Raw genomic sequence first — 26,198 nt, 5'->3', positions numbered from 1 at the left:
CCCGGGACGACACCTGCCGCACCCCGTACTGCGACGCCCCGATCCGCCACTTCGACCACATCATCCCCTGGCACCGCAGCGGACCCACCACCCAGGCCAACGGCGCCGGCCTCTGCGAAGCCTGCAACCACACCAAAGAAAACCCCGGCTGGAGTGTCCGGCCCCGGCCCGGCCCCAGACACACCCTCCAGATCCGGACCCCCACCGGCCACACCTACCACTCCACCGCACCCCCACTGCCCGGGACGGATACTCCAGTAGCCGTTTCCCGCCAGCAGGCTAAGCTCCGCTACCGCGAGCGCCGCGAGCTCCTGCATCGCCTGAAGAGCGTCAAACGCGCGCTTCTCAGCAGAGCCCATGCAGCCTGAACCCGCGGCGGAAGTGAGGCGCAGCCGCACTGCGGAGCGTTGATCCCCGTGCCGCTTCTTGCGCCGCGTTGATTATTAGAAAACTGCGCCAGTCAGGGTGTCGGCTGCATACTCTCTACTGCCCGGGGGCCCGGTAGGACGGTGTCTTCTTTGCTGCATCGTCAAGATCTTCCGGCGTCATGAGCGGCTTCAGCTGCACGTTCACCGAGCCCGTCGAATTGATCATGAGAGAAAGAGCTGCGGCGTCGGCCGGCTCCGGGACCTCGAAGACGCCCAGCACGTCCGTCTCGCCGAAAGCGTAGTAGAAGCATTCGAGGGATCCTCCCACGGATTTGAGGGCTTCGACGAGCGCGTCCCGGCGCTTCGTGCCTCCTTCACGCATGAGGCCCTTGATGCCCTCGCCCACATAGTTCGCTTCGAACAAATACTTGGCCATGGTTCTTCCTGTCCCGTGATGTCCAGGACTCGGGCTCCCGCAGGAATGAACAAGGCACTTTGGAGGGGAAGTCCCGGAGGTGGTCCCCGCAATGGGGTTGTGGGCACATAGTAGGCCCTCATTCTCGCGCTTACAACGCTCGCCGGAGACCTCGCCAAGCAGCGAGCCTCGGCCGTGACGCCCGCTGGCAACTCACGCCCTAATCGTCTTTCGGCCGGACGATGAGGACGGGGCAAGGTGCGTGGGTGAAGATCTGGGTGGCGACTGAGCCAACGTGCAGACCGGGAAATCCGCCGTGCCCGCGCGAACCAACGACCACCAGATCGGCGTCCTTGGCGGCGTCCATGAGTGCTGACGCCGGCGAATCGCTGTGCACGACCTGGCCGGTGGCTGCCACTCCCTCATCTTCAGCGGTCTTCAGGGCATCAGCCTGGAGCGTCTGTGCGATCTGTTCGGGGGAATCCTCCGCCGCGATTTCTCCAGCGGCCGTTTCCAGTACCGCCGGAAACCACGCGAGGGGCGGTTTGCTCCAGGCCGTGATCAGACGAACCTGCCCCCCGCGCAGTTTGGCCTCGTCAAGGGCCCACGTCAGTGCATTGTGAGAATTCTCGGAACCGTCAAAACCAACCACAATCACGAAAGAGCCTGTACTGGTCATTTGTCTTTCCATTCCCTAGCTTCGCTGAGCAGCCTGGACTTTTCAGTTTCTGCGCGCTTCAAACCCGGTGTCAAGGAGTCATCCCAGAGCCCGCAGGTTCTAGCGCCGGCGCGGCCCGGGGGTCATCCGTTTTGGGTGAGTCGCCAGCCGGGAAGGCGGTCCTAGGTTGGGGGTATGGGACTACTACGGCACCGGGATGAAGAACCCGCAGGTGAGCGTTTTGTGATGCGCGAAAAACTGATGTCGATCGGGGATGACTTTTGGATTGAAAACGGCCAGGGCCAACGCGCCTACAAGGTCAATGGCAAGGCACTTCACTTCAGGGATACATTCGTTCTGGAGGATGTTTCGGGAGCCGAGGTGGCCCGCATCCAGGAACGCAAACTCTCGATCCGGGACAAGGTCGCCATCGAGCGGGGCGGGGACACCGCCGCGACGGTCCAGAAGGCGCTGATAGGGATCCGGGACCGCTTCGCCATCGATGTGAAGGGCGGCACAGACATGAAGGCACACGGCAACCTTGTCGACCACGAATACAAGATCGAGCGGGACGGCGACACTGTCGCCACTGTTTCCCGGAAGTGGTTCCGCGTCCGTGATTCCTACGGCGTCGACGTCACGGCGGGCGAGGACGTCCCGCTCATCCTGGCGATCACCGTTGCCATTGACTCTATGACGACCCGGGGTTAACCGGACCGTTCGGAAGAGCCGGGCCGGCCGGAAAGCCTTCGACGGCGGTGAGCCGGGGCGGTCGGGCTGGCCCGGAGCGATTTACAGGATTTTGGACACACTTTCTGGCGGGATTGGTGGGGGAAATGGCGCTAAGAAGACTAACGCAGAGAAGGCAAACGCCGGGAAGACAGACGTTGGGCAAACGAACCGGTTCCCGTCTCGGCGCGGCCTTCCTGGGACTCCTCGGATACTTCACAGTCAGCGTCATCTGCGGCGTCCTGGTCGCCGGCCTGGTGGTTCCAGGTATTGCTGCAGCCGGCGTTGCCGGCCGTAATTCGATCACGTTCTTCAACCAGCTCCCTTCGGCCCTGACGGTTGATCCGCCGTCGCAGTCCACCAAAGTGCTGACCGCGGACGGCAAACTGATCGCCACTTTCTACGCGGAAAACCGTGTGAGAGTCGGCCTGGACCAGATGTCCCCGTATATCAAAGACGCCATCGTCGCCGTCGAGGACCGGCGTTTTTACGAGCACGCCGGTGTGGACCCGCAGGGAATTCTTCGGGCGCTGTCGAGCAACCTGAGGGGTGACGGCAGGCAGGGCGCATCCACGCTGACACAGCAGTACGTCGCCAATGTTGTCACTGAGTCCCTCGTGTCCTCGGACCGGGGGGATGAGGTCATCCGCAGCGGGCAGAAAACTGTCGGGGACAAGCTGAGGGAGATGAAGCTCGCCATCGAACTCGAGAAGAAATACAGCAAGGATCAGATTCTGGAGGGCTACCTCAACATCGTGTTCTTCAACCGGGACGCCTACGGCATTGAAGCAGCTTCCCGCTACTTCTTCAGCACCACTGCCAAGGATCTCACCCTTCCACAGGCTGCCCTGCTCGCCGGCCTGGTGAACAGCCCCAGTTTCTACGACCCCGCCATCCATCCGGAAAACTCCCTCCGGCGACGTGATGAGGTCCTGGCCAGAATGCTCAGCCAAGGGAAGATCCTGCAGGCTGAATATGACGCAGCCGTCGCCACCGGGGTGGACCTGAAGATCACCCCGGGGAACCAGGGTTGCGCCGGGGCGAACATTGCACCCTACTTCTGCGATTACGTTTCACACCTCATCCTCAACAACCCGGCCTACGGCGTTGACCTCACCAGCCGCCAGAAGAAGCTGTACCGCGGCGGCCTGACCATCACCACCACCCTGGACAGCAGGCTGCAGAGGGCAGCCCAGGTGCAGGTGGACGCCACGGCCGGGGCCAACCCCGACAAGTGGGGTGCGTCGCTGGTCTCCATAGCTCCGGGGTCGGGCAGGATCCTCGCGATGGCGCAGAACACCGTCTTCCTCCCCCAGCCAGGAAAATTCGATACACAGCTCAATTTCAACGTCGATTCCAAGGACGCGGACGGCAATGACTTGAACGGTGCCGGCGGGTTCCAGCCCGGGTCCACCATGAAACCGTTCACGTTCGCGGAATGGCTCAACGCCGGTAAGCCCCTGACCGCCCGGGTGGACGCTTCCCGGCGCACGTATCCGCTCGGTTTCCGCTGGAAATCCAGCTGCGGAAAGGTACTCGGCGCCTATAGCACGGCTCAGCGGCTGGCCGGACTCGACGCCACGGACGACCTCCAGAACAACGACGCGGGATACTACCGGCCAATGCCCATTAACTACGGGCTCTACAACTCCATCAACACGGCAACCTTCGCGTCGGCCGCCCAACTGGATTTCTGCAACATCCAGAAGATGGTGGACGCCGTGGGGCTCCACAGCGGGTTGGATAACGCCCGGATCAACATGCACCAGCTGGGCAATCTGCTCGGTGCCATTGGGGTCGCGCCGCTCCACTTGGCCAATGCTTTTGCAACCTTCGCCAACGACGGCAAGTACTGCACCCCAATGGCCATCGCCAAAGTGACCGACGCAACGGGACAGGTGTTTCCGGCCGAGACCACGAACTGCCACCGCGCCGTCAAGCCTGAGGTGGCGCGCGGCGTGAACTCCGTCCTCCAGGACGTTCTGAAACGCGGGTCCGGCGTCTACATCAAACCCAAAGTCCACACCAAGTTCCCGGTGGCGGCGAAGACCGGAACCTCGAACAACAACGGCGCCACGTGGGTGGTCGGCTACACCTCCGGGATTGCCACCGCGTCCTTCTTCGGAGACGCCTTGGAAGGGCAGAAGCGGCCCGGTCAGAACGTCACGATCAATGGAAAGTTCTACAAAGGAATCGACGGTTACATGCTCGCCGGCCCGCAGTGGGCGAACTACATGCTGCAGGTCGCAGGATACTATCCCGCCGCCCCTTTCCCACCGCCGCCCGCGTCGATGACCAGGCAGCAATCACCGCCGCCGCCCGGATGGGTAACCCGGCAGCCGTTCACCCAGCCGCCCGGGTGGATGACCCAACAGCCATGCCCCGCCGGATGCTGACGGCCGGATTCCGGTCCGCGCTATATGCCACGGGGCGCGGAACCTCTATTCTCGTGCCATGAGCGCCCAGCCATCTGACAATTACGATGCATTCCTGTCGAGGTTGGACGCCGCCACGACGAGCCTGAACGCGCGGGCGGCGTCGTTGGACAAGGGGTTCACAGCCGTGTCGCTGCTGTTGGGACCCTACGAATCCGGTGTCCGGACTTGGGAAGAACGGCGCCATTACGTCAGCGAACAGCTCGCCGGGCACGCGGGGTCACCCCAGTCATACACCGCGCTGGGTGAACTCCACGACGTGGCCGTGAAGATGGAATCGATGCTTCGCGGCCGGCTCCGGCACGTGCAGGACAAGCTCGCGGGGATGCAGGACCGGCGCGAGGCCATCCACAGGTCATTGCTGGAGCTGGAGCTCAGCAGGAAGAAGCTGCAGTCGTCCCGGCTGCTGTCCCAGGACCGCGAAAAGCTGAGCACCATCTTTTCATCCCTCGCCGGGTCAACCGTTGCGGTCTCGGCCCTGCCGGATACTGGCCTGCTGATCGATCTCAGGGAAGCACGCGAGGCAATCATCCTGGCCGAAGCGCTGATGGAATTGAAGGGGTACTAGTCATGGGAAAGTCACTGGTCGATCAGCCCCGGGAGAACGCCGTCGCCGTGGTGCGGTGGTCCAAGAAACCAGGTGAAAGTCCGGCGAGCAAGTTCATCAAGTTCAGCGTCTTCGGCTTGATCCTGTGCCTGATCCTGATGACCATTTTGCCCGGCCTCCGAAGTTTCGGCGCTCTTGTGCTGTTCACGGCCTTCTTTGCGACGGTCTTCACGGCTCCTGCGGTCCAGCGCCGGAGGAACTTCATGCGAGGGCTGACCAAGAGGGTGAACGACACAGTCGCCGAGGTGACCAACACCCCGGGCGACCGGCTGTCCCGCAAGGAGTTTGAGCGCATGGTCAAAAGCGGCGAGCCGCGCCCGCTCCTCGTCGACGGGGTGCCCGGACTCAACCTGCAGGTGGACCGGATCGCGACGCCGGAGAAAGTCTCCCCGGAGAAGTGGCTTGCGGTCATCACTGTGGTCCCCCCGGAGAGCGGGACCGACAGTTTCGATCGGTTGGTTGCCGCCGCGATCGACGCCGGGCCCGCCTCCCGGTAGTAGCAAAGCTTCCTGACCCTGAGGCTGCGGGGCGGGCCCTACCGTGACGGCCTGAGCACCATCGCCGAGCCGCCCCCGCGCCGCACGGGCTCTGCCGCTGCGACCATGCGTCCGTCGGGCAGGAATTCGATGGCGGTCGCGGCGCCGATCTCCGCGGCCGAGGTGAACGCGTCGCCCGACGGCGTGAGCGTATGGCCGTAGTCTTTGAGCTGTTTTCCGTAGGCGTCGATGAACGCCGGCTCGGCGGTGACACTGGCCGTATTCCGTTGCGCGGCCCGCGGTGCAGCGATCGCATCCGCGATGCCCATGCCCAGGTCCACCCGGTTCAGGATCGTCTGCAGGACGGTGGTGATGATGGTCGATCCGCCGGGCGAGCCGAGAGCAAGGAACGGCTCGCCGTCCTTGAGGATGATGGTCGGCGCCATGGACGAGCGCGGGCGCTTCCCCGGCTCGATCCGGTTCGGGTCGGCCTCGTTGTACACGGTGGAGAAATCGGTCAGCTCATTGTTGAGCAGGAAGCCGCGGCCGGGGACCACAATGCCGGACCCGCCGGTCTGCTCGATCGTGAGCGTGTAGTTGACCACGTTCCCCCACCGGTCGGCGACCGTCAGGTTGGTCGTCGAGATGTTCTCGGTGTCCATTTCGTGGGCCGGCGCCGCGACGGTGGCCGGGCACACGCCGTCGTACGCGGACACGTCCCCCGGTGCGACGGGCTTCGTGGCTGCCTTCAGCGGGTTAATCCGGCAGGCGCGTTCCTTGCCGAAGACCGGGTCCGTGAGTTCTTCGGCCGGGACGTCTCCGAAGGCCGGGTCGCCGACGTATTTGCCGCGGTCGGCGAAAGCCAGCGCGCTCGCTTCGAGGTAGTGGTGCAGGGCGCCGGCCCTGGACATCCCGGAAAGGTCGAACGTGTCCAGGATGTTCAACGCCTCGCCGGTGGTGGTGCCGCCGCTGCTGGAGGGCGCCATGCCATAGACCTCCAGGCCGCGGTAGTCCACTTTCGTGGGCTCCTGGTCCAGGGCGCGGTAGGCGGCGAGATCCTTGGTTGTCAGGTGCCCCGCCGGGACGGGCAGCTTCGTCCGGGCCGTCTTGGGCGGAGCCTGGACCGTGGCCGCGATCTCGGCCGCGAGCGGGCCGGTGTAGAAACCGTCGGTGCCCTTGCCCGCGAGGAGCCGGTACGTCTCGGCGAGGTCATGATTTTTGAAGACACTGCCGACGGCGGGGGCGTCGCCACCGGGCAGGAAGAGGCTGCTGGTGGAAGTGAACGCCCCGAAGCGGACCTCGTTGTCGAGGGTCTGCTGGCGGAAGGTCTTGTCCACCACAAAGCCGCGGGTGGCCACCCTGATCGCCGGCTTGAGGGCATCGCGGAGGCTCATCGAGCCCCACCGGTCGAGGGCCCGCTCCCACGTGGCCGGCGTTCCCGGGACGCCGACGGCGACGCCGCTCGTGACAAGTTCGGGAGTGAAGGGGTAAGGCTGGCCGGTCTTTTTGTCGATAAACGCGTCCTTCGGGATGGCGGCCGGGGCAGTCTCGCGGCCGTCGATGGTGCCCACCTCCCCCGTATCCGCATCGTAGAACACGAAGTAGCCGCCACCGCCGATCCCGGCGCTGTAGGGCTCGGTCACACCAAGGGTGGCGGCGGCGGCGACAGCCGCGTCCGCCGCGTTGCCGCCTTTGCGGAGGACTTCGGTCGCCGCGGCGGAAGCCTCTGGGTCCACGGTGCTCACAGCACCGCCGTACCCGGTGGCCGTCGCGTCCTTGACGGTTTCCCTCGGATCGGCGAACGCGGGGCTGGCGACGGCGCCGCCCGTCAAGCTGATTGTCAGTGCCGCAGTGACGGCAATGAGTCGACGTGTCACATGTGCCATGGTCGCTCCCGAATTGGCGTGATTCGTGTTGACAGATTTTGTCACGCTACTACGCGGCGACGCGAGACTCAATACGGGCATCTACGGGAACCGCCGCGACGCGCCGGGCCGGCGCTGGCCGCTTGCGGACGTGACCAGGCTCTCATTGTTCCACGGATGCGGACGTGGCGGCAGGTTGTCCCGGAAGCGCAGGGGCCGGAGGCCTATTCCCCTCGCAAATCTCTCGCATTACAGAACTTTGGGTATGTGGAGAAATGTTTCACGGCAGGAAATTCGGATTAGGCGGCGGAAACTTCTTCTTGGCAGAATTTGTGGCTTGTGTGCGGGCGCTGCCCGTGCACAATTTTGCGGGAGCGGTTCCGCGATGATTCCAGCCACCACAGGGAGCACCATGATTTCCGTAAGCCGGGTCTCAAAGACCTATGGCTCCGGGGCGGCGGCGGTCCGGGCGCTTGATGACGTCTCGCTGTCCGTCAGCCGTGGCGAGATTTTCGGCGTCGTTGGCCAAAGCGGCGCCGGCAAGAGCACACTGATCCGCACCATCAACTCCCTGGAACGTCCGGATTCGGGCAGCGTCCTTGTCGACGGCCGGGAGATGACCGCCCTCTCCGGTGCGGAGCTTCGCGCGGCACGTCACAACATCGGCATGATCTTCCAGCACTTCAACCTGCTCAGCAGCAGGACCGTGCAGGCAAACGTTGAGCTCTCCTTGGAGATCACGGGCGCGGGCCGCTCGGCCAGGCGGGCCCGGGCACTGGAGATCCTCGAGCTCGTGGGCCTGCACGGGAAGGCCCACGCCTATCCCGCGCAACTGTCCGGCGGACAGAAACAGCGCGTCGGGATCGCCCGCGCCCTGGCGTCCAGCCCGTCCGTCCTGCTCAGTGACGAGGCGACGTCGGCGCTGGACCCCGAAACGACCCGGCAGATCCTCGACCTCATCCGCCAGCTCAGCAAGGACCTGGGACTGACGGTGCTGCTCATCACGCACGAGATGGACGTGGTCAAGCGGATTTGCGACTCCGCCGCCGTCATGAGCGGCGGGCGGATCCTGGAGCAGGGGCCCGTGGATCAGCTGCTGACCACTGAGAAGTCCCTGTTGGGGCAGGCGCTGTTTCCCCTGGGCGAGGTCCCGGAGACCTCAAGCGCAGTCGTCGAAGTCACGTTCAACGGCGTCACGACGGACCGGCCCGTCATCGCCCAGCTGGCGCGCAAGCACGGTATCGACGTCGGCATCCTGGGCGCCGCCGTGGAAACCATCCACGGACGCCAGACGGGACGCACCCGGCTGGAGCTGCCCGGCGACGAGCTGACCGTGGCCGGCGCCGTCGAGGATCTGCGTTCCCAGGGACTCTTCGTGGAGGTAATCAAGTGATCGACCGCAATGACCCGTACTTCTGGTCCGACCTCCTCGACACGATCCTCAAGGGGACGGGTGAGACGTTCTACACGGTGGGCCTGAGCCTGCTGTTCACCGTCATTTTCGGGCTGGCCACCGGCGTCCTGCTGGTGGCCACCGAGTCCGGCGGCCTGCTGTCCAAGCTCTTCGGCAGCCGGGCGCTGGGGTTCTTCGTCAACCGGTTTCTGGACGTGGTGGTGAACATCGGAAGGTCCGTCCCGTTCATCATCTTGATGATCCTGCTCATTCCGTTCACCCGCCTGCTGACGGGGTCCTTTATCGGGCCCACCGCGGCCATCGTCCCGCTGACCATCGCCGGTATCCCGTTCTTCGCCCGGCTGGTTGAGATCGGCATCCGCGAAGTGCCGGTGGGGCTCGTCGAGGCCGCCCAGTCGCTGGGCGCCACCCGGTGGACCATCCTGACCAAGGTCATGGTGGCCGAGGCGGTCCCGGCGCTGGCCCTTGGCCTCTCCACCACGGTTGTCGGGCTCATCGGTTACTCGGCCATGGTGGGCGCGGTGGGCGGCGGCGGCCTGGGCGACGTGGCCTTCCGCTACGGCTACCAGCGCTACAGCCCCGAGTACATGTTCGGCGTCGTCATCCTCCTGGTCCTGTTGGTCCAGGTGTTCCAGTCCCTCGGCAACTTCGCGGCGCGGCGCCTGTCCCACCGGTAGCCCCGCCCGGCAAATCTTCCTCCCCACACATTCCCTCCCGCGAAAGAGTTCCCATGTTCCGATCACATGTCCTGAAGGCCGCCGCCACCGGCGTGGCCGCCATCCTCGCCCTCTCCGCCTGCGGCGCGAGCCCGTCAAGCGCTCCGGCCGAGACCATCAAGGTGGGCGCCCTGGCGGTGCCGGCCGGGGACATGCTCAAGCATGTCCAGCGGGAGCTCGCCGCCAAGGAAGGCCTCACCGTTGATTACAAGGAATTCAGCGACTACAACACGCCCAACCCGGCCGTGAGCGACGGCGACATTGACGCCAACCTGTTCCAGAACACCACGTTCATGGAGACATACAACAAAGCCTCCGGCAAGGATCTGGTCAGCGTGGGCAAGGTCTACCTGCCGCCGATGGCCCTCTACTCCAATGACGTGGCCAGCCTGGAGGAGCTTCCCGACGGCGCATCGGTGGCCATCCCGAACGACCCCACCAATGAGTCCCGCGCCCTGAAGCTGCTGGCGTCCAAGGGCCTGATCGAAGTCAAAGAGAACCCGATAACGCTCAAGGACGTCACCGCGAACCCGAAGAACCTCGAGTTCACGGAGATCGAGAACGCCAGCCTGCCGCAGGCCCTCAACGACAAGGACGCCGCCATCGTGACGCTGGCTTTCGCCCTTCCCGCCGGGCTGAGCGCTGACAAGCAGCTGCTGGTCGAGGGCAAGGACAGCGCGTACTACAACGTCCTGGCCGTAAAGGCCGAGATGAAGGATGATCCGCGGGTGCAGAAGCTGTACAAGATCCTGACCTCGCAGGACATGAAGGATTTCCTGCAGACCAAGTTCAAGGGCCTGGTGATCCCTGCCAGCTGACGGGACCAGGCGGGGCGCGGCGCGGCGCGGCAGGATATGACGTCCTGGCTGCTATGCGTCTGTTCTGCCCGACTCCGGGAGGGTCCCGATGATGGTGAAAATCAGTGCCATGTACATGATGAAAAACACCACCCACAAGATGAACAAGGCGATCCCCACCCAGCCAAGCACCCGACCCTCGGGCGCCGGCACACCAAAAGCCTCAGCCTTCTTCGACTGGACTATCGCCAACGGCCCAAACAAGGCCCCCAGAGCGAATATCGCCAGGATGCCGAACAATGTGGCCAGCCGGGCGTGCCGCATGCCCTCCATGTACCACCGCAACTGCCCCATCGTCACGGGTTGCTGATCCGGGTGCTGATAGGCGAATTGTGATCCGTACTGACTTGTAGACATTGGTCCCCCTGGGTTTTCGTCGCGCTCATAACAGTTGCCGTCACAGCATAAGACGTTTGAAACAAATCGGCGTTTGAAGCCATAGGGGCCCGCCGTGGCGTCCCATGTCAGACGTGCTGATCTACGAGAACCGGGTTGCCATCGGGGTCCAGAACGATAAAGCTCGACGGCCCCGTCGTTCCCTCGTCTGCCTCCGAAAGGAAATCCGTGCCCTTGGCTTTCAGTTCCCGCTGGAGTTCGCGCACATCAGTGAATGAGTCGAGCGCCTCCGCGTTCTGATTCCAGCCAGGATTGAACGTAAGCATGTTCTTCTCAAACATCCCCTGGAAGAGGCCGATAACAGCTTCGCCGTTCTTCAGAATTATCCAGTTCTGGGTAATGTCGCCGCCGTGGTCCGTAAATCCAAGATTCTTGTAGAACGCCGCGGACGCCGCGATGTCTTTCACGGCGAGGCTGATCGAAAAGGCGCCGAGTTTCATTTTGTTGCTCCACTCTTCCGAACGATGAATTTTACCGATGATAGCCCGGACTGCCTTTTTATCGGAGTGTGTTTCCCCGTCCCCACGTGCCGCAGCGTCCACGGGCGCCGCGCTTGCCGCGGCGATCAGGATCGATGCCTGGAGACCGGGGCGCCGGTCCTGGACCGGATCCCCGGACATCTCGTGGGCTATCGTGGTGCCATGCCCAGCCGACCCCAACGAACCGAGTGAGGTAGACGTCGTGGCACGAATATTCATTACCGGTTCCGCCTCCGGGCTGGGACTCGCCGCCGCACGTACCCTTCTCGACGACGGTCACGACGTCGTCCTGCACGCGCGAACACCCGAACGCGCCGGCGCTCTCGGCAAGATGGCAGCCCAGGCGGCCGGCGTCGTGGTCGGCGATCTCAGCAGCGCCGCAGAAACTCGGTCGCTGGCCGAGCAGGTAAACAGCATCGGCCGGATGGACGCCATCATCCACAACGCCGGCACTTATCTGGAACCAACACGTCGCACCACGGCGGAGGGGCACGCCCGGACGCTGGCCGTGAATACTCTGGCCCCGTACCTTCTCACCGCGCTGATCGACAGGCCGGACCGCCTGATCTTCCTCAGCAGCGGCCTCCACCGAAGCGGCAGGGCCTCACTGGCGGACATCGATTGGGCCGAGCGGCGGTGGGACGCCGGGCAAGCCTACGCCGAGAGCAAGCTGTACGTCACCGCGCTGGCTCTCGCCGCTGCCCGCCGCTGGCCCTCGGTGCTGAGCAACGCCGTCGACCCCGGCTGGGTTCCCACCAGAATGGGCGGCCCCGGGGCGCCCGACGACCTGGAACTGGGGCATCTTACCCAGACGTGGCTGGCCACTAGCCACGATCCGGCCGCCCTCACCAGCGGCGGGTACTGGCACCATCGGAAACTGCGTACACCCTCCCCTGAATCCCTGGACCCCGGCTTCCAGGACCAGCTCCTGGATCAACTCGCGGGACTTACCGGCGTTCCGCTTTTCTGACTCAGGGCTTATAGGAGCCGTCGCCGGTGGCGACGCCGAGCTTGCGTGGATCTATGGGGTGAGGAATGCGGTCGCGGGCTTCATGGGGTCACGGACCCGTCAACGTTGCGGAATCAGATGGTTAAAGTCGTCTAGTTCCGGTTGAGGCCGAACCGTCGGGTGAGCAGGGCCTTCTTGAAGTGGGCTTCGGCAGCATCCACCTGGGCTGCCGGGGCGCTGGGCGAGAAGACCTGCAGGATGCTGAATTGGAAGTGCTGGCGATGAGCGAGATCGATGCCATCCAATTCGCGGAGCGCGACGTTACCACCGTGACCGTTCTTCGCGTAGGCGCTCCAGCGTCCGAGAAAGCGTTCGGCCCCGTCGGCTTTGCCCACGTACAACTGGCCGCTTTTCGTGTCGGCGATGAGGTAGATACCCTGCACTGAACCGAGTGCGGTCCGCCATTGGCTGTAGCGGTCATCCGCGGTAATGGCTTGAAGTTCGTCGAAGCTCACAATGATGGAATCAAATCCGGGGAATGGCTTAGTCAGTGGATCGGCAATCTCGACGACGGGCATCATGAGTGCCTGGGTTCCTGACTTGGCCCAGTTCACCGTATCCGCTGTCCAATCAATAACCAGACGGTGCTCGTGTGCCGAAAACACCGTTGAGGGCCGCAAATCAAAGAAGCGACGAAGGTCGGTACGTTCTTCCAGGACTTCTCCGTGGTTTTCGTAGGCGGTGAGAAACCGGGCGCGGCGGCCGGAAGTGGCGAGAAAGTTCAACCAGATCCGCGGAGGGGTTTTCCCGAGCTTGTTGTTACGTCGCCCTTGTTCGCGCGTGTACGCCAGAAGCTTCGGACCGGTCGCGTCCGACTGACTGGTTAGCCCCTCAGGCGTGAGTGTATGCCGAATAGCGACTACGTCCTCTGGGACCAGCCCGGCAGCTTGGAAGAGGTGTCCCAGTCGAAGCTCACCAAGGACGTCGCTGTTCACGCATTACCTCGCTCATTCGTGCCTTTCGTCCGTGTCCATAGGTAGTTTGCAACCGGCCGCCAGCGCCGAAAGTCACGACGCCAAACCTGGCGGCCCATCGACAGGTTTCGCTGGTTCTTACCGAGAACGGCCCCGCACGCGTTGTCATGCGGGGCCGATCTGCGAAGTTCGCCAATTACTGTGAGGCTACTTGGTGTTGATCACGTTCCAGAGGATCAGGTCGTGCGCGTGGCGTGCCTTGTCGTCGCCGCGGAAGTCGGCCTCCTTGACGCCGCCACCGGTGTCGATGCCGATGGAGGAGGTCGAGGCGAACCGCCCCATCATCGATTTGTTCGACAGCATGGAGACGGACCGGATGTTCTTGTACGGAATCGAGACAACGGCGAGCTTGTTGCCGACGAAGCTCTTATCCTGCAGGATGACCCGCATGTTCGTGATCCCGACGAAGCCGGTGCCGACGCCGATGCAGTCGTAGACCGCGTAAACAGTTTCGCCCTGGAGCAGCCCTGCGTTGATCTGCTCGAGCTGTTCGTACCTGTCATGGATGATTTGAGTCAAGATGTCCCCTTGGTGTCTCGGATGGGTCGTGAACTGTGGCGGCGGTTAGTCGCGGAGCGGGACACCCTGGGCGTCGGCGCGGAAGTAGGCGGAGCCTGCGATGATCATGATGCCTTCGATGACGCCCCAGAGGCCGACGATACCGAAGGTGAAGGCACCCAGGACGAGCGTCAGGATGAGCTGGATGACTGCGATCTTGGTGAAGCCCAAGTAGAAGCGGTGGATGCCGAGAGGACCAAGGAAGATGCCCAGGAGACCGGCGACGATCTTGGATTTGGGCTGCGGGTACCCGTAGGCAGGGTTCGGCATCGGGGGCTGCGGCTGGTACTGCTGCGGCGCCTGCGGGTAGCCCTGATACTGGGGCTGTCCCGCGTAGGGCTGCTGCGGGCCAGCGGGGTGGCCCTGCTGCTGAGCCTGGAAAGGCTGCTGTGCTTGGTGGGGTCCGGCCGGGTAGCCCTGCTGCGCCTGGTACGGCTGCTGTTCCTGCGGGGCTGAGTACTGCTGCCCTTGGTAAGCCGGCGGCGCTTCGCGCGGTTCGTAGCCTTGCGGAGGAACAGCCTTCGGGTCGGGGTGGGGCTGGGTCACGTTAGTGCCTTTCGATGAAGTGATGATGCAGCCCACGACGTCCGGGCGGCAGCACCGTCAACGACGGCTTCCCCCAAGAATCCATGTGCCGTCATCATTCTGACGGAACAAAAGCGTTTATCGCGGAATCACACGCTTTATGTCCTGGCCGAAGGTTCCGCGGGCGTCGGCCGGGTTGTCGAAGATCCCGACATAGCTCCGGATGGTGAGTCCACGCGTGATCGAGGAAAGGCTTCACCTGACGCAGGCAATCCGGGTGCCGTGAGAGCGAAGCTGGATGAGCAGACTTGGACGCCTGAAACCGCATGTACTAGGCGATGTCCAAGATCAGCGGCATATGGTCACTATGCGCCAACCAGTCTTCAGATCCCCCTACGCGGAGGTGGGCTGGGATGCCGTCGCTGAGGAATGCGTAGTCAATGTGATGCCCGAATCGTAGGTTCCGAGTGTGAAAGTACGTTTTCGTCGGCTCCGCCCCGTGGCCATGCCCGGCGTCGCGATGGTACACACTGCTCAGCCCAAGCACAGCAAGCTTTTCGACCAGCATGCTGTGGTTCCTCCCCGGATGCACCCTGTCCCAGACCGTGTTGCTATTGAAATCCCCCACCAGCAACGAGTTGCCGCCGCCAAGGAATCCAGCGTGGCGGTCCACAATCTCGTGGGTCACGCGAACATACCTCAGCTCACGATCCAACTGATGCGCCCAAAGGGCAATGACGTTGAGGCCGTCTATCGAAAAGGGAAGATGCCAAGGCAAGTTGGGGTCCGCGGGTTCTGAAATTTTGTAACGAGCGTCGGCGAATCCGATGACTCCGAGACCTTTGTTCATATTGCTGCCGGTCCATGCCGCGAAGGGTTGCTCCGTCGCGGAAATGTCCTTCTTGGCGACCTCTTGGAGAATGACGACGTCCGGGCGCAGCGCCTCGATCAGGTGTCGCTTTTTGTAGTACGCCATAGAACAGTTCCACGAGACGATTCGCACTGGGTTCCTTTGTGTTCGGTGAAAGTGCTGTTGGCAACCTACCTGCGCCACTTAGACGAGGGCTGCTTGGACAACTGCGGTTACGCACCCTCCGTTCCGAACACAGGCTTGCCAGCCAGCATGCTAGGACGCCGAGCGCCTACACGGCCAAACCAGGCAACACTGATGGCTGTTGCCGCCTAATGCCGGCCGGGGCTTGGGAGTTCCACATCGCGGCCCGGGTTTTCGGTCATTTCCCTGGCCGCATAAACGCCGCTAAATCCAACTCCGTGCGCGGTCGTCATCAAGTCGTGGGCTGCTGAGAAGTCACAAAGCGGACCCTGCACAATTTGCCGTGCAGGGCCCGCTTAAGTGGTCGCTATTTGGAAGATTTCCAGCTCGGCGATGCGTTTCTTCCTGATAGAGGGCTATTCTCCCAATTAGGTCGGCATCTCACAAGGAAGGAACGAAAGAAGCGAAAGAACTAGAAGTCCCAGTCGTCGTCCTCAGTATTGACAGCCTTGCCAATCACGTAAGACGAACCCGAGCCCGAGAAGAAGTCGTGGTTCTCGTCAGCGTTCGGCGACAGGGCCGAGAGGATGGCCGGGTTCACGTCGGTGACGGAGGCCGGGAACATGGCCTCGTAGCCCAGGTTCATCAGCGCCTTGTTGGCGTTGTAGTGCAGGAACTTCTTGACGTCCTCGGCCAGGCCGACGGAGTCGTAGAGGTCGTGCGTGTACTGGACTTCGTTTTCGTACAGCTCGAAGAGCAGCTCGAAGGTGTAGTCCTTGATTTCCTGCCGGCGCTCCTCGGAAACCTTCTCCAGGCCCTTCTGGAACTTGTAGCCGATGTAGTAGCCGTGCACGGCCTCGTCGCGGATGATGAGGCGGATGAGGTCGGCCGTATTCGTCAGCTTGGCCCGCGAGGACCAGTACATCGGCAGGTAGAAGCCCGAGTAGAACAGGAAGCTCTCCAGCAGCGTGGAGGCCACCTTGCGCTTCAGGGGATCGTCGCCCTGGTAGTAGTCCATGACGATCTGGGCCTTCTTCTGAAGGTTCTCGTTCTCGGTGGACCAGCGGAACGCCTCGTCGATCTCCTTGGTGGAGGCCAGCGTGGAGAAGATGGAGGAATAGCTCTTGGCGTGCACGGACTCCATGAACGCGATGTTCGTGTAGACAGCCTCTTCGTGCGGGGTGAGGGCGTCCGGAATCAGCGAGACGGCGCCGACGGTGCCCTGGATGGTGTCCAGCAGGGTCAGTCCGGTGAACACGCGCATGGTGAGCTGCTGCTCGTCCGGGGTCAGCGTCGCCCACGACTGCACGTCGTTGGACAGCGGCACCTTCTCCGGCAGCCAGAAGTTGTTGACCAGGCGGTTCCAGACATCCACGTCCTTCTCATCCTGGATGCGGTTCCAGTTAATGGCTTCAACGTGGCTAAGCAGCTTGACCTTTTCGGTCATGTCATCCCCTCAATGTTGGGTTAGTTCTCTAGTTAAAGCGTACGACGGCGGGCGGGCGCCCGCCGTCGTACTTCAGCAAAATCAACCGATATCGGCTACAACATGCAGCTGACGCAACCCTCGACCTCGGTCCCTTCCAGCGCGAGCTGGCGGAGACGGATGTAGTAGATGGTCTTGATGCCCTTCTTCCAGGCGTAGATCTGGGCCTTGTTGATGTCGCGCGTGGTGGCGGTGTCCTTGAAGAACAGCGTCAGGGACAGGCCCTGGTCCACGTGCTGCGTGGCGGCGGCGTAGGTGTCGATGACCTTCTCGTAGCCGATCTCGTACGCGTCCTGGTAGTACTCCAGGTTGTCGTTCGTCAGGTACGGCGCCGGGTAGTACACGCGGCCCAGCTTGCCTTCCTTGCGGATCTCGATCTTGGACGCTACCGGGTGGATCGAGGAGGTGGAGTTGTTGATGTAGGAGATCGAGCCGGTCGGCGGAACAGCCTGCAGGTTCTGGTTGTAGATGCCGTGCTCCATGACGGAGGCCTTCAGCTCGCGCCAGTCATCCTGCGTGGGGATGTGGATGTTCTTGAACAGCTCCGCGACCTTGGCGGTCTGCGGGACCCATTCCTGGTCCGTGTACTTGTCGAAGAACTCGCCGGAGGCGTACTTGGACTTCTCGAAGCCACCGAACGTCTGGCCGGTCTGGATGGCCAGCAGGTTGGACGCGCGGACCGCGTGGAACACCACCGAGTAGAAGTAGATGTTGGTGAAGTCCAGGCCCTCTTCGGAGCCGTAGTGCACCCGCTCCCGGGCCAGGTAGCCGTGCAGGTTCATCTGGCCGAGGCCGATCGCGTGGCTCTGGTCGTTGCCGCGGGCGATCGAGGGCACCGAGGTGATGTTGGACATGTCCGAGACAGCCGAGAGGGACCGGATGGCCGTCTCGATGGTCAGGCCGAAGTCCGGCGAGTCCATGGTCTTGGCGATGTTCAGCGAACCCAGGTTGCAGGAGATGTCCTTGCCGGTCTGGTCGTAGGACAGGTCATCGTGGTAGGTGGTGGGCTGGGAGACCTGGAGGATCTCGGAGCACAGGTTGGACATGATGATCTTGCCGTCGATCGGGTTTTCCCGGTTCACGGTGTCCTCGAACATGATGTACGGGTAGCCGGATTCGAACTGGATCTCGGCGAGAGTCTGGAAGAACTCGCGCGCCTTGATCTTGGTCTTCTTGATCCGGGAATCGTCCACCATCTCGTAGTACTTCTCGGTGACCGAGACGTCGGAGAACGGCATGCCGTAGACCTTTTCGACGTCGTACGGCGAGAACAGGTACATGTCCTCGTCCTTCTTGGCCAGCTCGAAGGTGATGTCCGGGATGACGACGCCGAGCGAGAGGGTCTTGATGCGGATCTTCTCGTCCGCGTTCTCGCGCTTGGTGTCCAGGAAGCGGTAGATGTCCGGGTGGTGCGCGTGCAGGTACACCGCGCCGGCACCCTGGCGGGCACCGAGCTGGTTGGCGTAGGAGAAGCTGTCCTCGAGGAGCTTCATCACGGGGATGACGCCGGAGGACTGGTTCTCGATCTGCTTGATCGGCGCGCCGACCTCGCGGATGTTGGTCAGCGCGAAGGCGACGCCGCCGCCGCGCTTGGAGAGCTGCAGCGCGGAGTTGATGGACCGGCCGATCGACTCCATGTTGTCTTCGATGCGGAGCAGGAAGCAGGAGACCAGCTCGCCGCGCTGGCGCTTGCCGGCGTTCAGGAACGTCGGGGTGGCCGGCTGGAAGCGGCCTTCGATGATTTCGTCCACCATCTGGGTGGCGAGCTTTTCGTCGCCGCGGGCCAGGTGCAGGGCCACCATGCAGACGCGGTCCTCGTAGCGCTCCAGGAAGCGCTTTCCGTCGAACGTCTTCAGGGTGTAGGAGGTGTAGAACTTGAACGCGCCGAGGAAGGTCTCGAAGCGGAACTTCTTCTTGTACGCGCGGTTGTAGAGCTCGCGGATGAAGTTCATCGTGTACTGGTCGAGGGTTTCGCGCTCGTAGTACTCGTTCTTGACGAGGTAGTCGAGCTTTTCCTCGAGGTCGTGGAAGAACACGGTGTTGTTGTTCACGTGCTGCAGGAAGTACTGGTGCGCGGCCTCGCGGTCGGCCTCGAACTGGATCTCGCCGTTGGGACCATAGAGGTTCAGCATGGCGTTGAGCTCGTGGTAGCCCAGGCCCTGGTAGGCGGCCGGCATGGCCGGCTTCTCACCGGGGACGGTGTGCTTCTCGACGGCGGTGGTCTTCTCGACGGCGGGCTTGGCGGCGGAGCCGGACCCGGTTACTTCTGTGTCTGCGACAGTCGTGTCCAAAATTCTTCCAATCCTTGTTGTACTCGGCTGACGTCTTCCGGCGTCCCCATGAGTTCGAATCGATATAGGTGCGGGACCTGGCATTTCGCGGCGATGATGTCGCCGGCCATGCAGTAGTTGTCCCCAAAGTTCGTATTGCCCGCCCCGATCACTCCCCGGAGCTGCTGCCGGTTGCGCGGATCGTTCAGGAAGCGGATGACCTGCTTCGGAACGGATCCCTCTCCCCCAGTCCCTCCGTAGGTGGGAAGCACCAGCACATAGGGTTCGGTTGCCACGAGCGCGGGTTCCCTCGCGTGGAGGGGAATCCGGGCGGCGTCGATGCCCAGCTTCCTGATGAAGCGTGCGGTGTTCTCGGAGGTTGAGGAGAAGTAGATGAGGTGGCTGCCGGTGGTCCTGGCGTCGTCCCCCGCCGGCGACCGGGCGCCGGTCGGCGTCGTAACGGCGGTTGCCAGTGCCATGGAAGTCACCTCATCTGACGTGCGTTTTCTGTCGAAGCGGTTCAGGCTACGGCGACGGCGGAAGCCTGCGCCAGTTCTTCGATCTTGTCGGGGCGGAAGCCGGACCAGTGGTCCTGATCCGTGACGACAACCGGGGCCTGCATGTAGCCCAGGGCCTTCAGGCGTTCGAGGGCATCCGCGTCCTGCGAGATGTCGACGCTCTGGTAGGTGATGCCCTTCTTGTCCAGCGCGCGGTAGGTCGCGTTGCACTGCACGCAAGCCGGCTTCGTGTAAACCGTAACGGTCATGTCCCTGTCCCCTTTGTTGAAGTCTTTGGTTCGTGTCCGGTGGGCCCGCCCGGAACAGGAATTCTTATCCGTTACTGGCCTCGCCTGGCGGTCTGCTACCGCTTCGCTCGAACTGTATGTCGATACTACATGTAGTGCACGAGTCCCGCGCGGACCCCAAGATGATGTATTACAAGTATGTCATTCCGCCCACTTTTAATCCACAGCCCGGGGGCTTCAAAATGTCCGGGTTTCAGCCATTTTCAAGGACGAAATCCACACCCTGTGGAGTACTTAGCCACAATTAACCGCTCCGCGTGTCGCACGCTGGACGGCGTGTCGCGGTCTGCTGCCACGGGGAGCCACGGTGGTACTAAGCACTACATGTAGTGGTCAACGGCACAGGATTGGTACCGGCCCGGCGCCCAGTACGCAGCTGCCTCACTTCGCAGGGCGGAGCGACGTGATCGTCTGCCGTATTTGGTCGTACTCCTCCGTTGCCGTGTAGGCCTCCGGCGTGTTCACGTCGGGCGTGACACCCGGGGCCGTGGCGACGGCGTTGTAGACACCGCTGAACGACGCCACCCCGGGCGGCCACGTGAAGAACTGGAAGATCGGGCAGGCGGTGCGCCCGGAGGGCACCGGCGCGGAGGTAATCCCATAGGACAGGGGGGCCGGCTTCGAGGGGTATGCTCCGTGGTCGTCGCGGCCCTCGAAGACAAAGCGCGGCGCCGCCCCTTTCTGAGCCAGGGCCGGCAACGACTCCGAGTCCATCAAGGCGTACGGATACTTCTGGGTGCATTCGGCCTTGGCGGCAATGTTGGTCCGCAACGTTGCCATCGATTTCCCGGCCGCGTCGACGACGTCCACAAAGATCCCGCCGGGCGCCGCCTCACGGGCCCGGTCCTCGACGCTCCAGTCCGGCGGGTAGTCGAACATCAGCCTGCCGTCCGGCGTCGTGAAGGTATTCCACTCGGGCTCGTCCGACTCCCCGGGCGCTGCCCCCGCCGCCGGAGTGAGAGCCGGTTCCGAGGAGCCGGGCGAGGAAGTGGGCGAGGCTGTCCCGGAACTTGGTGCCGGGGTGCCGGACGGCGTGCAGGCCGCCAGCAGGACGGCGACGCAAAACGCTGCGGCAACTGCTCTGCCGGACCGGAACATGGCGCCCTCCCCCTATTGGGTGCGACTAGTCCGCTCAATTCTGCCGAATCCGGGCCGGTTGAACAGGGTCTTTGGGCCTCCGCCAACGCCAGCACACGAAGGCGGGGGCCGGCGAAGATCCGCCGGCCCCCGCAAGGCGTCCGACAGCAGCCGGAAGCCAGTCCCCTGTGCTTACTTCTTTACGAGGGTGCTGCCATACCCGGCGTCACACTTGCCGTCATGGGCGACGCCTGCGCCCGGTGCCACTGCGTAGTTGCTGGCCGGGTTGAAGACGGCAGTGTGGACGTCCGTCACCTTGCTGGCGCAGTTGTCGGCGCCCTGGGCACTGAGGCTCTGGCCGCCGATCCACATGTCGATCCAGATGGTGGAGTTGGTGCCGTGCACGTTGACGCCCTGGTGGCACGGGCCGCCCTGGGGCTCGTCGCCGTCGCCGCAGGTGTCCTCAACGATGAAGTAGCGGCGCACGTCCGGGAGGTAGATCCGCGTGCCGGCCGGGAAATCCAGCACGTCCTTGCCGGTGGCGAGGGAATGCCCGACGGCGATGGTGATCGGGTCGTTGTAAGTGCCCGTGCCGCCCGCAGTCTTGTGCAGGATCGGGTGGCTGATGGTGGCCGAGCCCGCCGGCGTGTTGTCGTGCCAGGTGTACGCCGTGGTGAACGCGGTGGTGACGATCCGTTCGGAGGACGACGCCGGCACGGCGGGTGCCGGCGCGGGCTTCGGAGCGGCAGGAACCGCGACAGGTACGGCGGGCACGGCGTCGGCCGCCGGCACCGGGGGTGCTGCCGGCGCCTTCGCGGCATCCTTCCGGGCTGCTGCGGCAGCGGCTGCCTTGGCCTTCTGGACGGCGGCAGCCTTGGCCTTTTCGTCAGCCTTGGTCTTCTTGGCAGCCGCGGCGGCAAGTTTGGCCTTCTCGGCCGCGGCACGCTGGGAGGTGCCGACTTCGCCGGATGCGGAATCGGGCCCGGTGCTGGCGTTAGCTTCAAAGGCACCGGCCGACGCTGAAGACTGTGCGGATGAGTTTGGCGTGCCGGTTCCGGCGCCACACGCCGACGTGGCGAGTAGGACCGAGAGCAGGCCGGCGGCCAGCAGACTATTTCTGCGCATGGAAAATAAAGCCTCTTCGTGCGAGTGCGGAAAAGGGCAGACCCCAAGGGGGAAGTCCTGCCCGGAGTTGGTACCGGCATAAGGAACGCAAGGCGCCCCGACCTGGGGACTTATCACACGCAACAGCGTTCGGGACGCTCCATTTTGGCGTGTGTGCCAACCGGTGACCTAAACGTTACCTCGACGGGCACAGACTGGCTAATCGACGGCGCGCCGTCTCCCCATCGCGGGATTTCAGGGTTTCCGCATCACATCCCGGCGGCTGCTACCGGGCCGGCGTCGTGGTGATCAGTTGATTGCCGTAGCCGCTGTCACACGTGCCGTCGTGGATCACGCCTTCGCCGGAGGCTACGACGAAATTATCGGCAGGGTGGAAGACCGCGGCACGCACACCGGTTACCTGCTCCGTGCAGTCATCGGCAAACGCCTCGCTTTCGCCTTCGCCGCCGATCCAGATGTCGAGCCAGGTCGACGTGTCACCGTGTTCGTCCGCGCCGGCGTGGCACGGCCCTTCCTCCGGGACCGGGCCGTCCCCGCACGTGTCCTCGACGATGAAATAGCGCCGCACGTCAGGAAGATAGATCCGGGTACCAGCGGGGACATCAAGGACGTCCTTCCCCGTCTCCAAGGAATGCCCGACGGCGATAGTCACCGGATCCGCATAGGTTCCGGTCCCCCCGGCCTTCTTGTGCAGCACCGGGTGGCTGATGTTCGGAGAGCCCGGCGGGGTGTTGTCATACCACGTGTAAGCCGTGATGAACGTGTCGGGAGCTGCCGTCCGGATCGCCTGCGACGGGGCAGGTATCGGCGGCGACGACGGTCGCTGAGACGACGGCGCCGGCGACGGTCGCTGGGACGACGGTGACGGCAACGGGCCCGGGCCTTGGCATGCGGCGGCCGCCAAGGCAACCGCCACCAAGCCTGCGGCCACTCCGACTCCTCTGCGCATTTTGCCTCTGCCTCCACAAAGCCCTGCCAAGTACGTCGAACGCTACCTTGCCCCCGGCTGTCGCGATAGCCGCAAGTAGGACGTCTTACAGATTCCCTCAGGCGAAGCTGCCCCGCTGCGAAGGCACGGCCGAATTACGGCCCGAAAACGGGGAATTCGCGCCCTTTCGGGCACCGCCAAAGAAAGTACAAACGAAGGGCCCCGGCGCCTTTTGGCACGGCGCTTCAACGTTCGCAAAACAGCTGTATGCCGAACGTCCATAACCGTCAACCGGTGCCGCCAAATGGGCCGGGCCGGGCCGCCCATACTCGCACCCAAGTCATCAGGGCGACGTAGTCCGCCCGCGAAGCAAGTAGAAGCGTCCGGAAAACGCAGGTGTTTCTTACGCGTGTGCGACCCTATCCGGCGCTCCTAACCTCGAAGACATGGAGTACGCCGGAGAACGGCGGCTCGGACGAAGTAAGGGGCGGGGTCAGATGAGCGCCGATTCTCCTCCTGCGAATTGATCGCCGTTTCGGGCTTCGAGCCCCAAACCGAGCCTTGGCGCTCACACCCTGATTCAGGTCAGGCCATTAGAAACACGATTCCCTGGCGAGGAAATTCATGACAAAACCTGCCCCCCTTCCCGTAAGTCCCCCGGTCTTCTTTGACCCGAGTGGAAAGCGTTGGCGCAAAATACTTGTAGCGCTGGTGGCCAGCGTGCTGTTGATAGTCCTCTCGGTCGTCTCGATTCTGCCTGCCGCCAGCGCACCAGTGTGGAAGGGCCAGGAGAACCAGTCCGTGGAGTATCCGCGCAAGCTCTTGTCCACTGCGGACCTGCAGAATATTCCCCGGATCGGCCCTGAAGGGGGCTTTGCTTTCGACCGGATCGCCCTGATTGAGCGGGTTAATGGCAAAGTGCTGCTGAAGGACCCCTTCAGCAGCACCATCTGGCGGGAGGCCACAGCGGAGGAAATTGAGCTAATCGGCGACAGCCCCTACGCCATGGAGACCTTCGGGAAACCGGCAGACCACACCTTGATGTTGACCTTTGATGACGGGCCCGATCCCCGAAACACACCGGAAATTCTGGACCTGCTGTCCCGTGAAGGTGTGCCGGCGACGTTCTTTACGGTGGGCGACAACGTGGTCAAATACCCGGATATCTTCCGCCGCATGACGCAGGAAGGTCATATGGTGGGCAATCACACGATGTCCCACATCGATTTCTGGGCTCACGACGACCTGTTCAACCGCCAGCAGATCATCGGGGCGGACCGGGTGATGCGTGCCTCGGATAATTACGCAACCCGACTGTTCCGGATTCCGACCGGCGACCCGGGAAACAACTCCCTGGCCCTCCTGCAGTCCCAGCAGCTGGGGTTCCTCCACATCAATATGGACTTTGATACGCGTGACTGGTCCTACGCGCCAGGAGTTCCGATCAAGGCGCAGAAACTTGACGGGCAAGGGCATATTGTCCTGGTTCACGATGGCGGCGGCGACCGCAGCGCGACCCTCGAAATGCTGAAAACGTTTATCCCCCAGGCAAAAGCGCAGGGTTACACCTTCACCACGGTCGCACCCATACTGCCACCCGAATTCATCCCCCGGGGCGACGTCCAGGGCGCCGTGGAAGACAACGCGACCCTGGCCGCGATGACCACGTATTTGGTCACACCGAACGTGCTGCTCACATGGTTGTTCTGGTTCGGCATCGGCTCGCTGACTATCCTGACATTCCTTTACGTTGTCCTCGCGGTGATCAACAATCACCGGCAGAATAAGCGCGTCTGGCCGGACGTCGAAGAGGAAGAATGGCCATTCGTCAGCGTCGTCCTGCCGGTCTTCAACGAGGAACTCGTTGTCGCCAAAACGCTCGACGCCCTCAGAGCCAGCGACTACCCGCGTATGGAAGTCGTCGCCATCAACGACGGCTCCACCGACGGCACCCTCGCGGTTCTTTCCGATTACGCCAAGACATGGCCGCAACTGCGCGTCATCGACCAACCCAACGGCGGAAAATCAGCCGCGAGTAACCATGGAATAAACCAGTCGCGCGGCGAAATCGTGATCACCCTCGACGGTGACACGCTGTTTGAACCGCAGACGATCAAGATGTTCGCCCGCCATTTCCTGGAACCTCGGAACGGGAAGATAGTCGGCGCGGTTGCCGGGCTCGTGAAAGTCGGAAACCGCCGCAATATCCTGACGGCCTGGCAAGGCCTGGAATACCTTTCCGGCATCTGTGTCACCCGAATGGCGGAGGGCCTCATGGGAGCAATCTCCATTGTTCCCGGCGCCTGCGCGGCCTGGCGGAGGGACGCCCTCGTCAAGGGAGGCGGCTACTCCCATGACACGCTCGCAGAGGACGCGGACCTGACCCTTTCCCTGCAGCAACTCGGGTACAGCATCGTCCAGGAGAACAAAGCCGTCGCGTGGACCGAGGCGCCCATGACTGTCCGGGGATTGTTCAAGCAGCGGCTCCGCTGGACCTATGGCAACATCCAGACCCTGTACAAGCACCGGCACATGCTGTTCAATCCCCGGTTCGGCGCCCTCGGTCTGCTCACCATGCCGTACGCACTGATTTCGGTACTTGTCCCGCTGGTTTTTATGCCCCTGACGGTCGCAGTCGCGGTGACCAGCCTCGCCCGCGGGGAATGGCAGGCCGTCGCGCTGTTCTCGTTGTTCGTCGTCGCAACGCACATGCTCATTTCGATTGTGGCGATCGTGATGGTCGGTGAGAGCCCCACGCACCTCCTGGTGGTTCCCATCTACAGGCTCATTTACGAACCTCTCCGCGCCTACGTGTTGTTCGGATCCGCAATCCTGGCACTGCGCGGCACCGCAGTCGGCTGGTACCGGCCCGAACGCACCAACAGCGTCCTGATGCCGGCCGGCCCCGGGAAGCTGGCCGCCCTCGCCCCGGCCACCTCCGACCGATTGGCCGCTTCATGACCACAGGCCTTCCGGCCAAGGAACCGCCTGAGCCCTGGCGGCCGTCCCGGCTGGTGAACAATGGAGAGCAT

At 63.2% G+C, this 26,198-nt stretch carries 26 protein-coding genes; 10 read left to right on the top strand and 16 right to left on the bottom strand.

From position 1 onward, the window contains the following. Positions 1-368, top strand: a 368-nt coding sequence (locus tag AC6EUH_RS15145) for an HNH endonuclease (protein ID WP_499739170.1), incomplete at its 5' end; no start/stop codon positions are given. Between the two features lie 115 nt (positions 369-483). Here AC6EUH_RS15145 and AC6EUH_RS15140 read toward each other — a convergent pair. Beyond that, positions 484-804, bottom strand: a complete 321-nt coding sequence (locus AC6EUH_RS15140) for a GYD domain-containing protein (RefSeq protein WP_499739169.1) — start codon at positions 802-804, stop codon at positions 484-486. A gap of 199 nt (positions 805-1,003) precedes the next feature. Continuing rightward, on the bottom strand, positions 1,004-1,462 hold the full coding sequence (locus tag AC6EUH_RS15135) for a universal stress protein (RefSeq protein ID WP_499739168.1): 459 nt from the start codon (positions 1,460-1,462) through the stop codon (positions 1,004-1,006). A gap of 225 nt (positions 1,463-1,687) precedes the next feature. On the opposite strand from AC6EUH_RS15135, the gene AC6EUH_RS15130 reads away from it, so the two are divergent. From AC6EUH_RS15130 to AC6EUH_RS15115, 4 genes are all read left to right on the top strand, one after another. Further along, positions 1,688-2,152: an LURP-one-related/scramblase family protein gene (locus tag AC6EUH_RS15130; protein WP_499739167.1), complete on the top strand. Its 465-nt coding sequence runs from the start codon at positions 1,688-1,690 to the stop codon at positions 2,150-2,152. Between the two features lie 176 nt (positions 2,153-2,328). Then, complete coding sequence (locus AC6EUH_RS15125) at positions 2,329-4,566, top strand: transglycosylase domain-containing protein (protein ID WP_499739166.1); 2,238 nt, start codon at positions 2,329-2,331, stop codon at positions 4,564-4,566. Positions 4,567-4,624: 58 nt separating this feature from the next. Further along, the gene (locus AC6EUH_RS15120; RefSeq protein ID WP_056429742.1) at positions 4,625-5,173 is read left to right on the top strand and encodes a hypothetical protein; all 549 of its coding nucleotides are present in this window, start codon (positions 4,625-4,627) and stop codon (positions 5,171-5,173) included. Positions 5,174-5,175: 2 nt separating this feature from the next. Then, positions 5,176-5,709, top strand: coding sequence for a hypothetical protein (locus AC6EUH_RS15115; protein WP_056429744.1), 534 nt, complete (start codon positions 5,176-5,178; stop codon positions 5,707-5,709). A gap of 38 nt (positions 5,710-5,747) precedes the next feature. Here the strand turns inward: AC6EUH_RS15115 and ggt are convergent, their stop codons facing one another. Next, positions 5,748-7,574: a gamma-glutamyltransferase gene (gene ggt, locus AC6EUH_RS15110; protein WP_499739165.1), complete on the bottom strand. Its 1,827-nt coding sequence runs from the start codon at positions 7,572-7,574 to the stop codon at positions 5,748-5,750. A gap of 391 nt (positions 7,575-7,965) precedes the next feature. On the opposite strand from ggt, the gene AC6EUH_RS15105 reads away from it, so the two are divergent. The 3 genes from AC6EUH_RS15105 to AC6EUH_RS15095 are packed head-to-tail and all read left to right on the top strand — an operon-like array spanning position 7,966 to position 10,501. Next, entirely contained in the window at positions 7,966-8,946 is a 981-nt protein-coding gene (locus AC6EUH_RS15105) for a methionine ABC transporter ATP-binding protein (protein ID WP_499739164.1), read from the top strand. Further along, positions 8,943-9,644: a methionine ABC transporter permease gene (locus tag AC6EUH_RS15100; RefSeq protein WP_499739163.1), complete on the top strand. Its 702-nt coding sequence runs from the start codon at positions 8,943-8,945 to the stop codon at positions 9,642-9,644. Before AC6EUH_RS15105 ends, AC6EUH_RS15100 begins: the two co-directional genes overlap by 4 nt. Before the next feature lie 53 nt (positions 9,645-9,697). After that, positions 9,698-10,501, top strand: coding sequence for a MetQ/NlpA family ABC transporter substrate-binding protein (locus AC6EUH_RS15095; RefSeq protein ID WP_499739162.1), 804 nt, complete (start codon positions 9,698-9,700; stop codon positions 10,499-10,501). A 51-nt stretch (positions 10,502-10,552) separates the two neighbouring features. On the opposite strand, the gene AC6EUH_RS15090 is transcribed toward AC6EUH_RS15095, so the two are convergent. After that, positions 10,553-10,897, bottom strand: a complete 345-nt coding sequence (locus AC6EUH_RS15090) for a hypothetical protein (RefSeq protein ID WP_499739161.1) — start codon at positions 10,895-10,897, stop codon at positions 10,553-10,555. Positions 10,898-11,004: 107 nt separating this feature from the next. Beyond that, positions 11,005-11,556 carry a VOC family protein gene (locus tag AC6EUH_RS15085; protein WP_499739160.1) on the bottom strand — a complete coding sequence of 184 codons (552 nt, stop codon included), beginning with the start codon at positions 11,554-11,556 and terminating at the stop codon, positions 11,005-11,007. 61 nt (positions 11,557-11,617) lie between these two features. Between AC6EUH_RS15085 and AC6EUH_RS15080 the strand changes: the two genes are divergently transcribed. Then, entirely contained in the window at positions 11,618-12,385 is a 768-nt protein-coding gene (locus tag AC6EUH_RS15080; RefSeq protein ID WP_499739159.1) for an SDR family NAD(P)-dependent oxidoreductase, read from the top strand. 131 nt (positions 12,386-12,516) lie between these two features. Here the strand turns inward: AC6EUH_RS15080 and AC6EUH_RS15075 are convergent, their stop codons facing one another. From AC6EUH_RS15075 to AC6EUH_RS15025, 11 genes are all read right to left on the bottom strand, one after another. Further along, positions 12,517-13,359, bottom strand: a complete 843-nt coding sequence (locus AC6EUH_RS15075) for a GIY-YIG nuclease family protein (RefSeq protein WP_499739158.1) — start codon at positions 13,357-13,359, stop codon at positions 12,517-12,519. A gap of 186 nt (positions 13,360-13,545) precedes the next feature. After that, on the bottom strand, positions 13,546-13,917 hold the full coding sequence (locus tag AC6EUH_RS15070) for a PH domain-containing protein (protein ID WP_499739157.1): 372 nt from the start codon (positions 13,915-13,917) through the stop codon (positions 13,546-13,548). Between the two features lie 45 nt (positions 13,918-13,962). Then, a complete protein-coding gene (locus tag AC6EUH_RS15065) occupies positions 13,963-14,502 on the bottom strand; it encodes a TM2 domain-containing protein (RefSeq protein WP_499739156.1) in 540 nt (179 codons plus the stop codon). A gap of 310 nt (positions 14,503-14,812) precedes the next feature. Further along, entirely contained in the window at positions 14,813-15,484 is a 672-nt protein-coding gene (locus AC6EUH_RS15060; protein ID WP_499739155.1) for an endonuclease/exonuclease/phosphatase family protein, read from the bottom strand. Between the two features lie 463 nt (positions 15,485-15,947). Beyond that, on the bottom strand, positions 15,948-16,922 hold the full coding sequence (nrdF, locus tag AC6EUH_RS15055) for a class 1b ribonucleoside-diphosphate reductase subunit beta (RefSeq protein WP_479780545.1): 975 nt from the start codon (positions 16,920-16,922) through the stop codon (positions 15,948-15,950). A 95-nt stretch (positions 16,923-17,017) separates the two neighbouring features. After that, the gene (gene nrdE / locus AC6EUH_RS15050) at positions 17,018-19,138 is read right to left on the bottom strand and encodes a class 1b ribonucleoside-diphosphate reductase subunit alpha (protein ID WP_056430045.1); all 2,121 of its coding nucleotides are present in this window, start codon (positions 19,136-19,138) and stop codon (positions 17,018-17,020) included. An 83-nt stretch (positions 19,139-19,221) separates the two neighbouring features. After that, positions 19,222-19,710: a class Ib ribonucleoside-diphosphate reductase assembly flavoprotein NrdI gene (gene nrdI, locus AC6EUH_RS15045; protein ID WP_499739154.1), complete on the bottom strand. Its 489-nt coding sequence runs from the start codon at positions 19,708-19,710 to the stop codon at positions 19,222-19,224. Positions 19,711-19,751: 41 nt separating this feature from the next. Continuing rightward, entirely contained in the window at positions 19,752-19,997 is a 246-nt protein-coding gene (gene nrdH, locus AC6EUH_RS15040; RefSeq protein ID WP_056429759.1) for a glutaredoxin-like protein NrdH, read from the bottom strand. Between the two features lie 420 nt (positions 19,998-20,417). Next, on the bottom strand, positions 20,418-21,134 hold the full coding sequence (locus AC6EUH_RS15035; protein ID WP_499739153.1) for a hypothetical protein: 717 nt from the start codon (positions 21,132-21,134) through the stop codon (positions 20,418-20,420). Positions 21,135-21,305: 171 nt separating this feature from the next. Then, positions 21,306-22,238, bottom strand: a complete 933-nt coding sequence (locus AC6EUH_RS15030; RefSeq protein ID WP_056429763.1) for a hypothetical protein — start codon at positions 22,236-22,238, stop codon at positions 21,306-21,308. A gap of 265 nt (positions 22,239-22,503) precedes the next feature. Beyond that, the gene (locus tag AC6EUH_RS15025; RefSeq protein ID WP_499739152.1) at positions 22,504-23,187 is read right to left on the bottom strand and encodes a hypothetical protein; all 684 of its coding nucleotides are present in this window, start codon (positions 23,185-23,187) and stop codon (positions 22,504-22,506) included. A 699-nt stretch (positions 23,188-23,886) separates the two neighbouring features. On the opposite strand from AC6EUH_RS15025, the gene AC6EUH_RS15020 reads away from it, so the two are divergent. Then, the gene (locus AC6EUH_RS15020) at positions 23,887-26,127 is read left to right on the top strand and encodes a bifunctional polysaccharide deacetylase/glycosyltransferase family 2 protein (RefSeq protein WP_499739151.1); all 2,241 of its coding nucleotides are present in this window, start codon (positions 23,887-23,889) and stop codon (positions 26,125-26,127) included. Positions 26,128-26,198: the final 71 nt, after the last annotated feature.

The sequence above is a fragment of the Arthrobacter sp. 001422645 genome, from assembly GCF_059816125.1.
The sequence above is the reverse complement of the archived record's forward strand: the minus strand, read 5'-3'. Positions and strand labels throughout refer to the sequence as shown.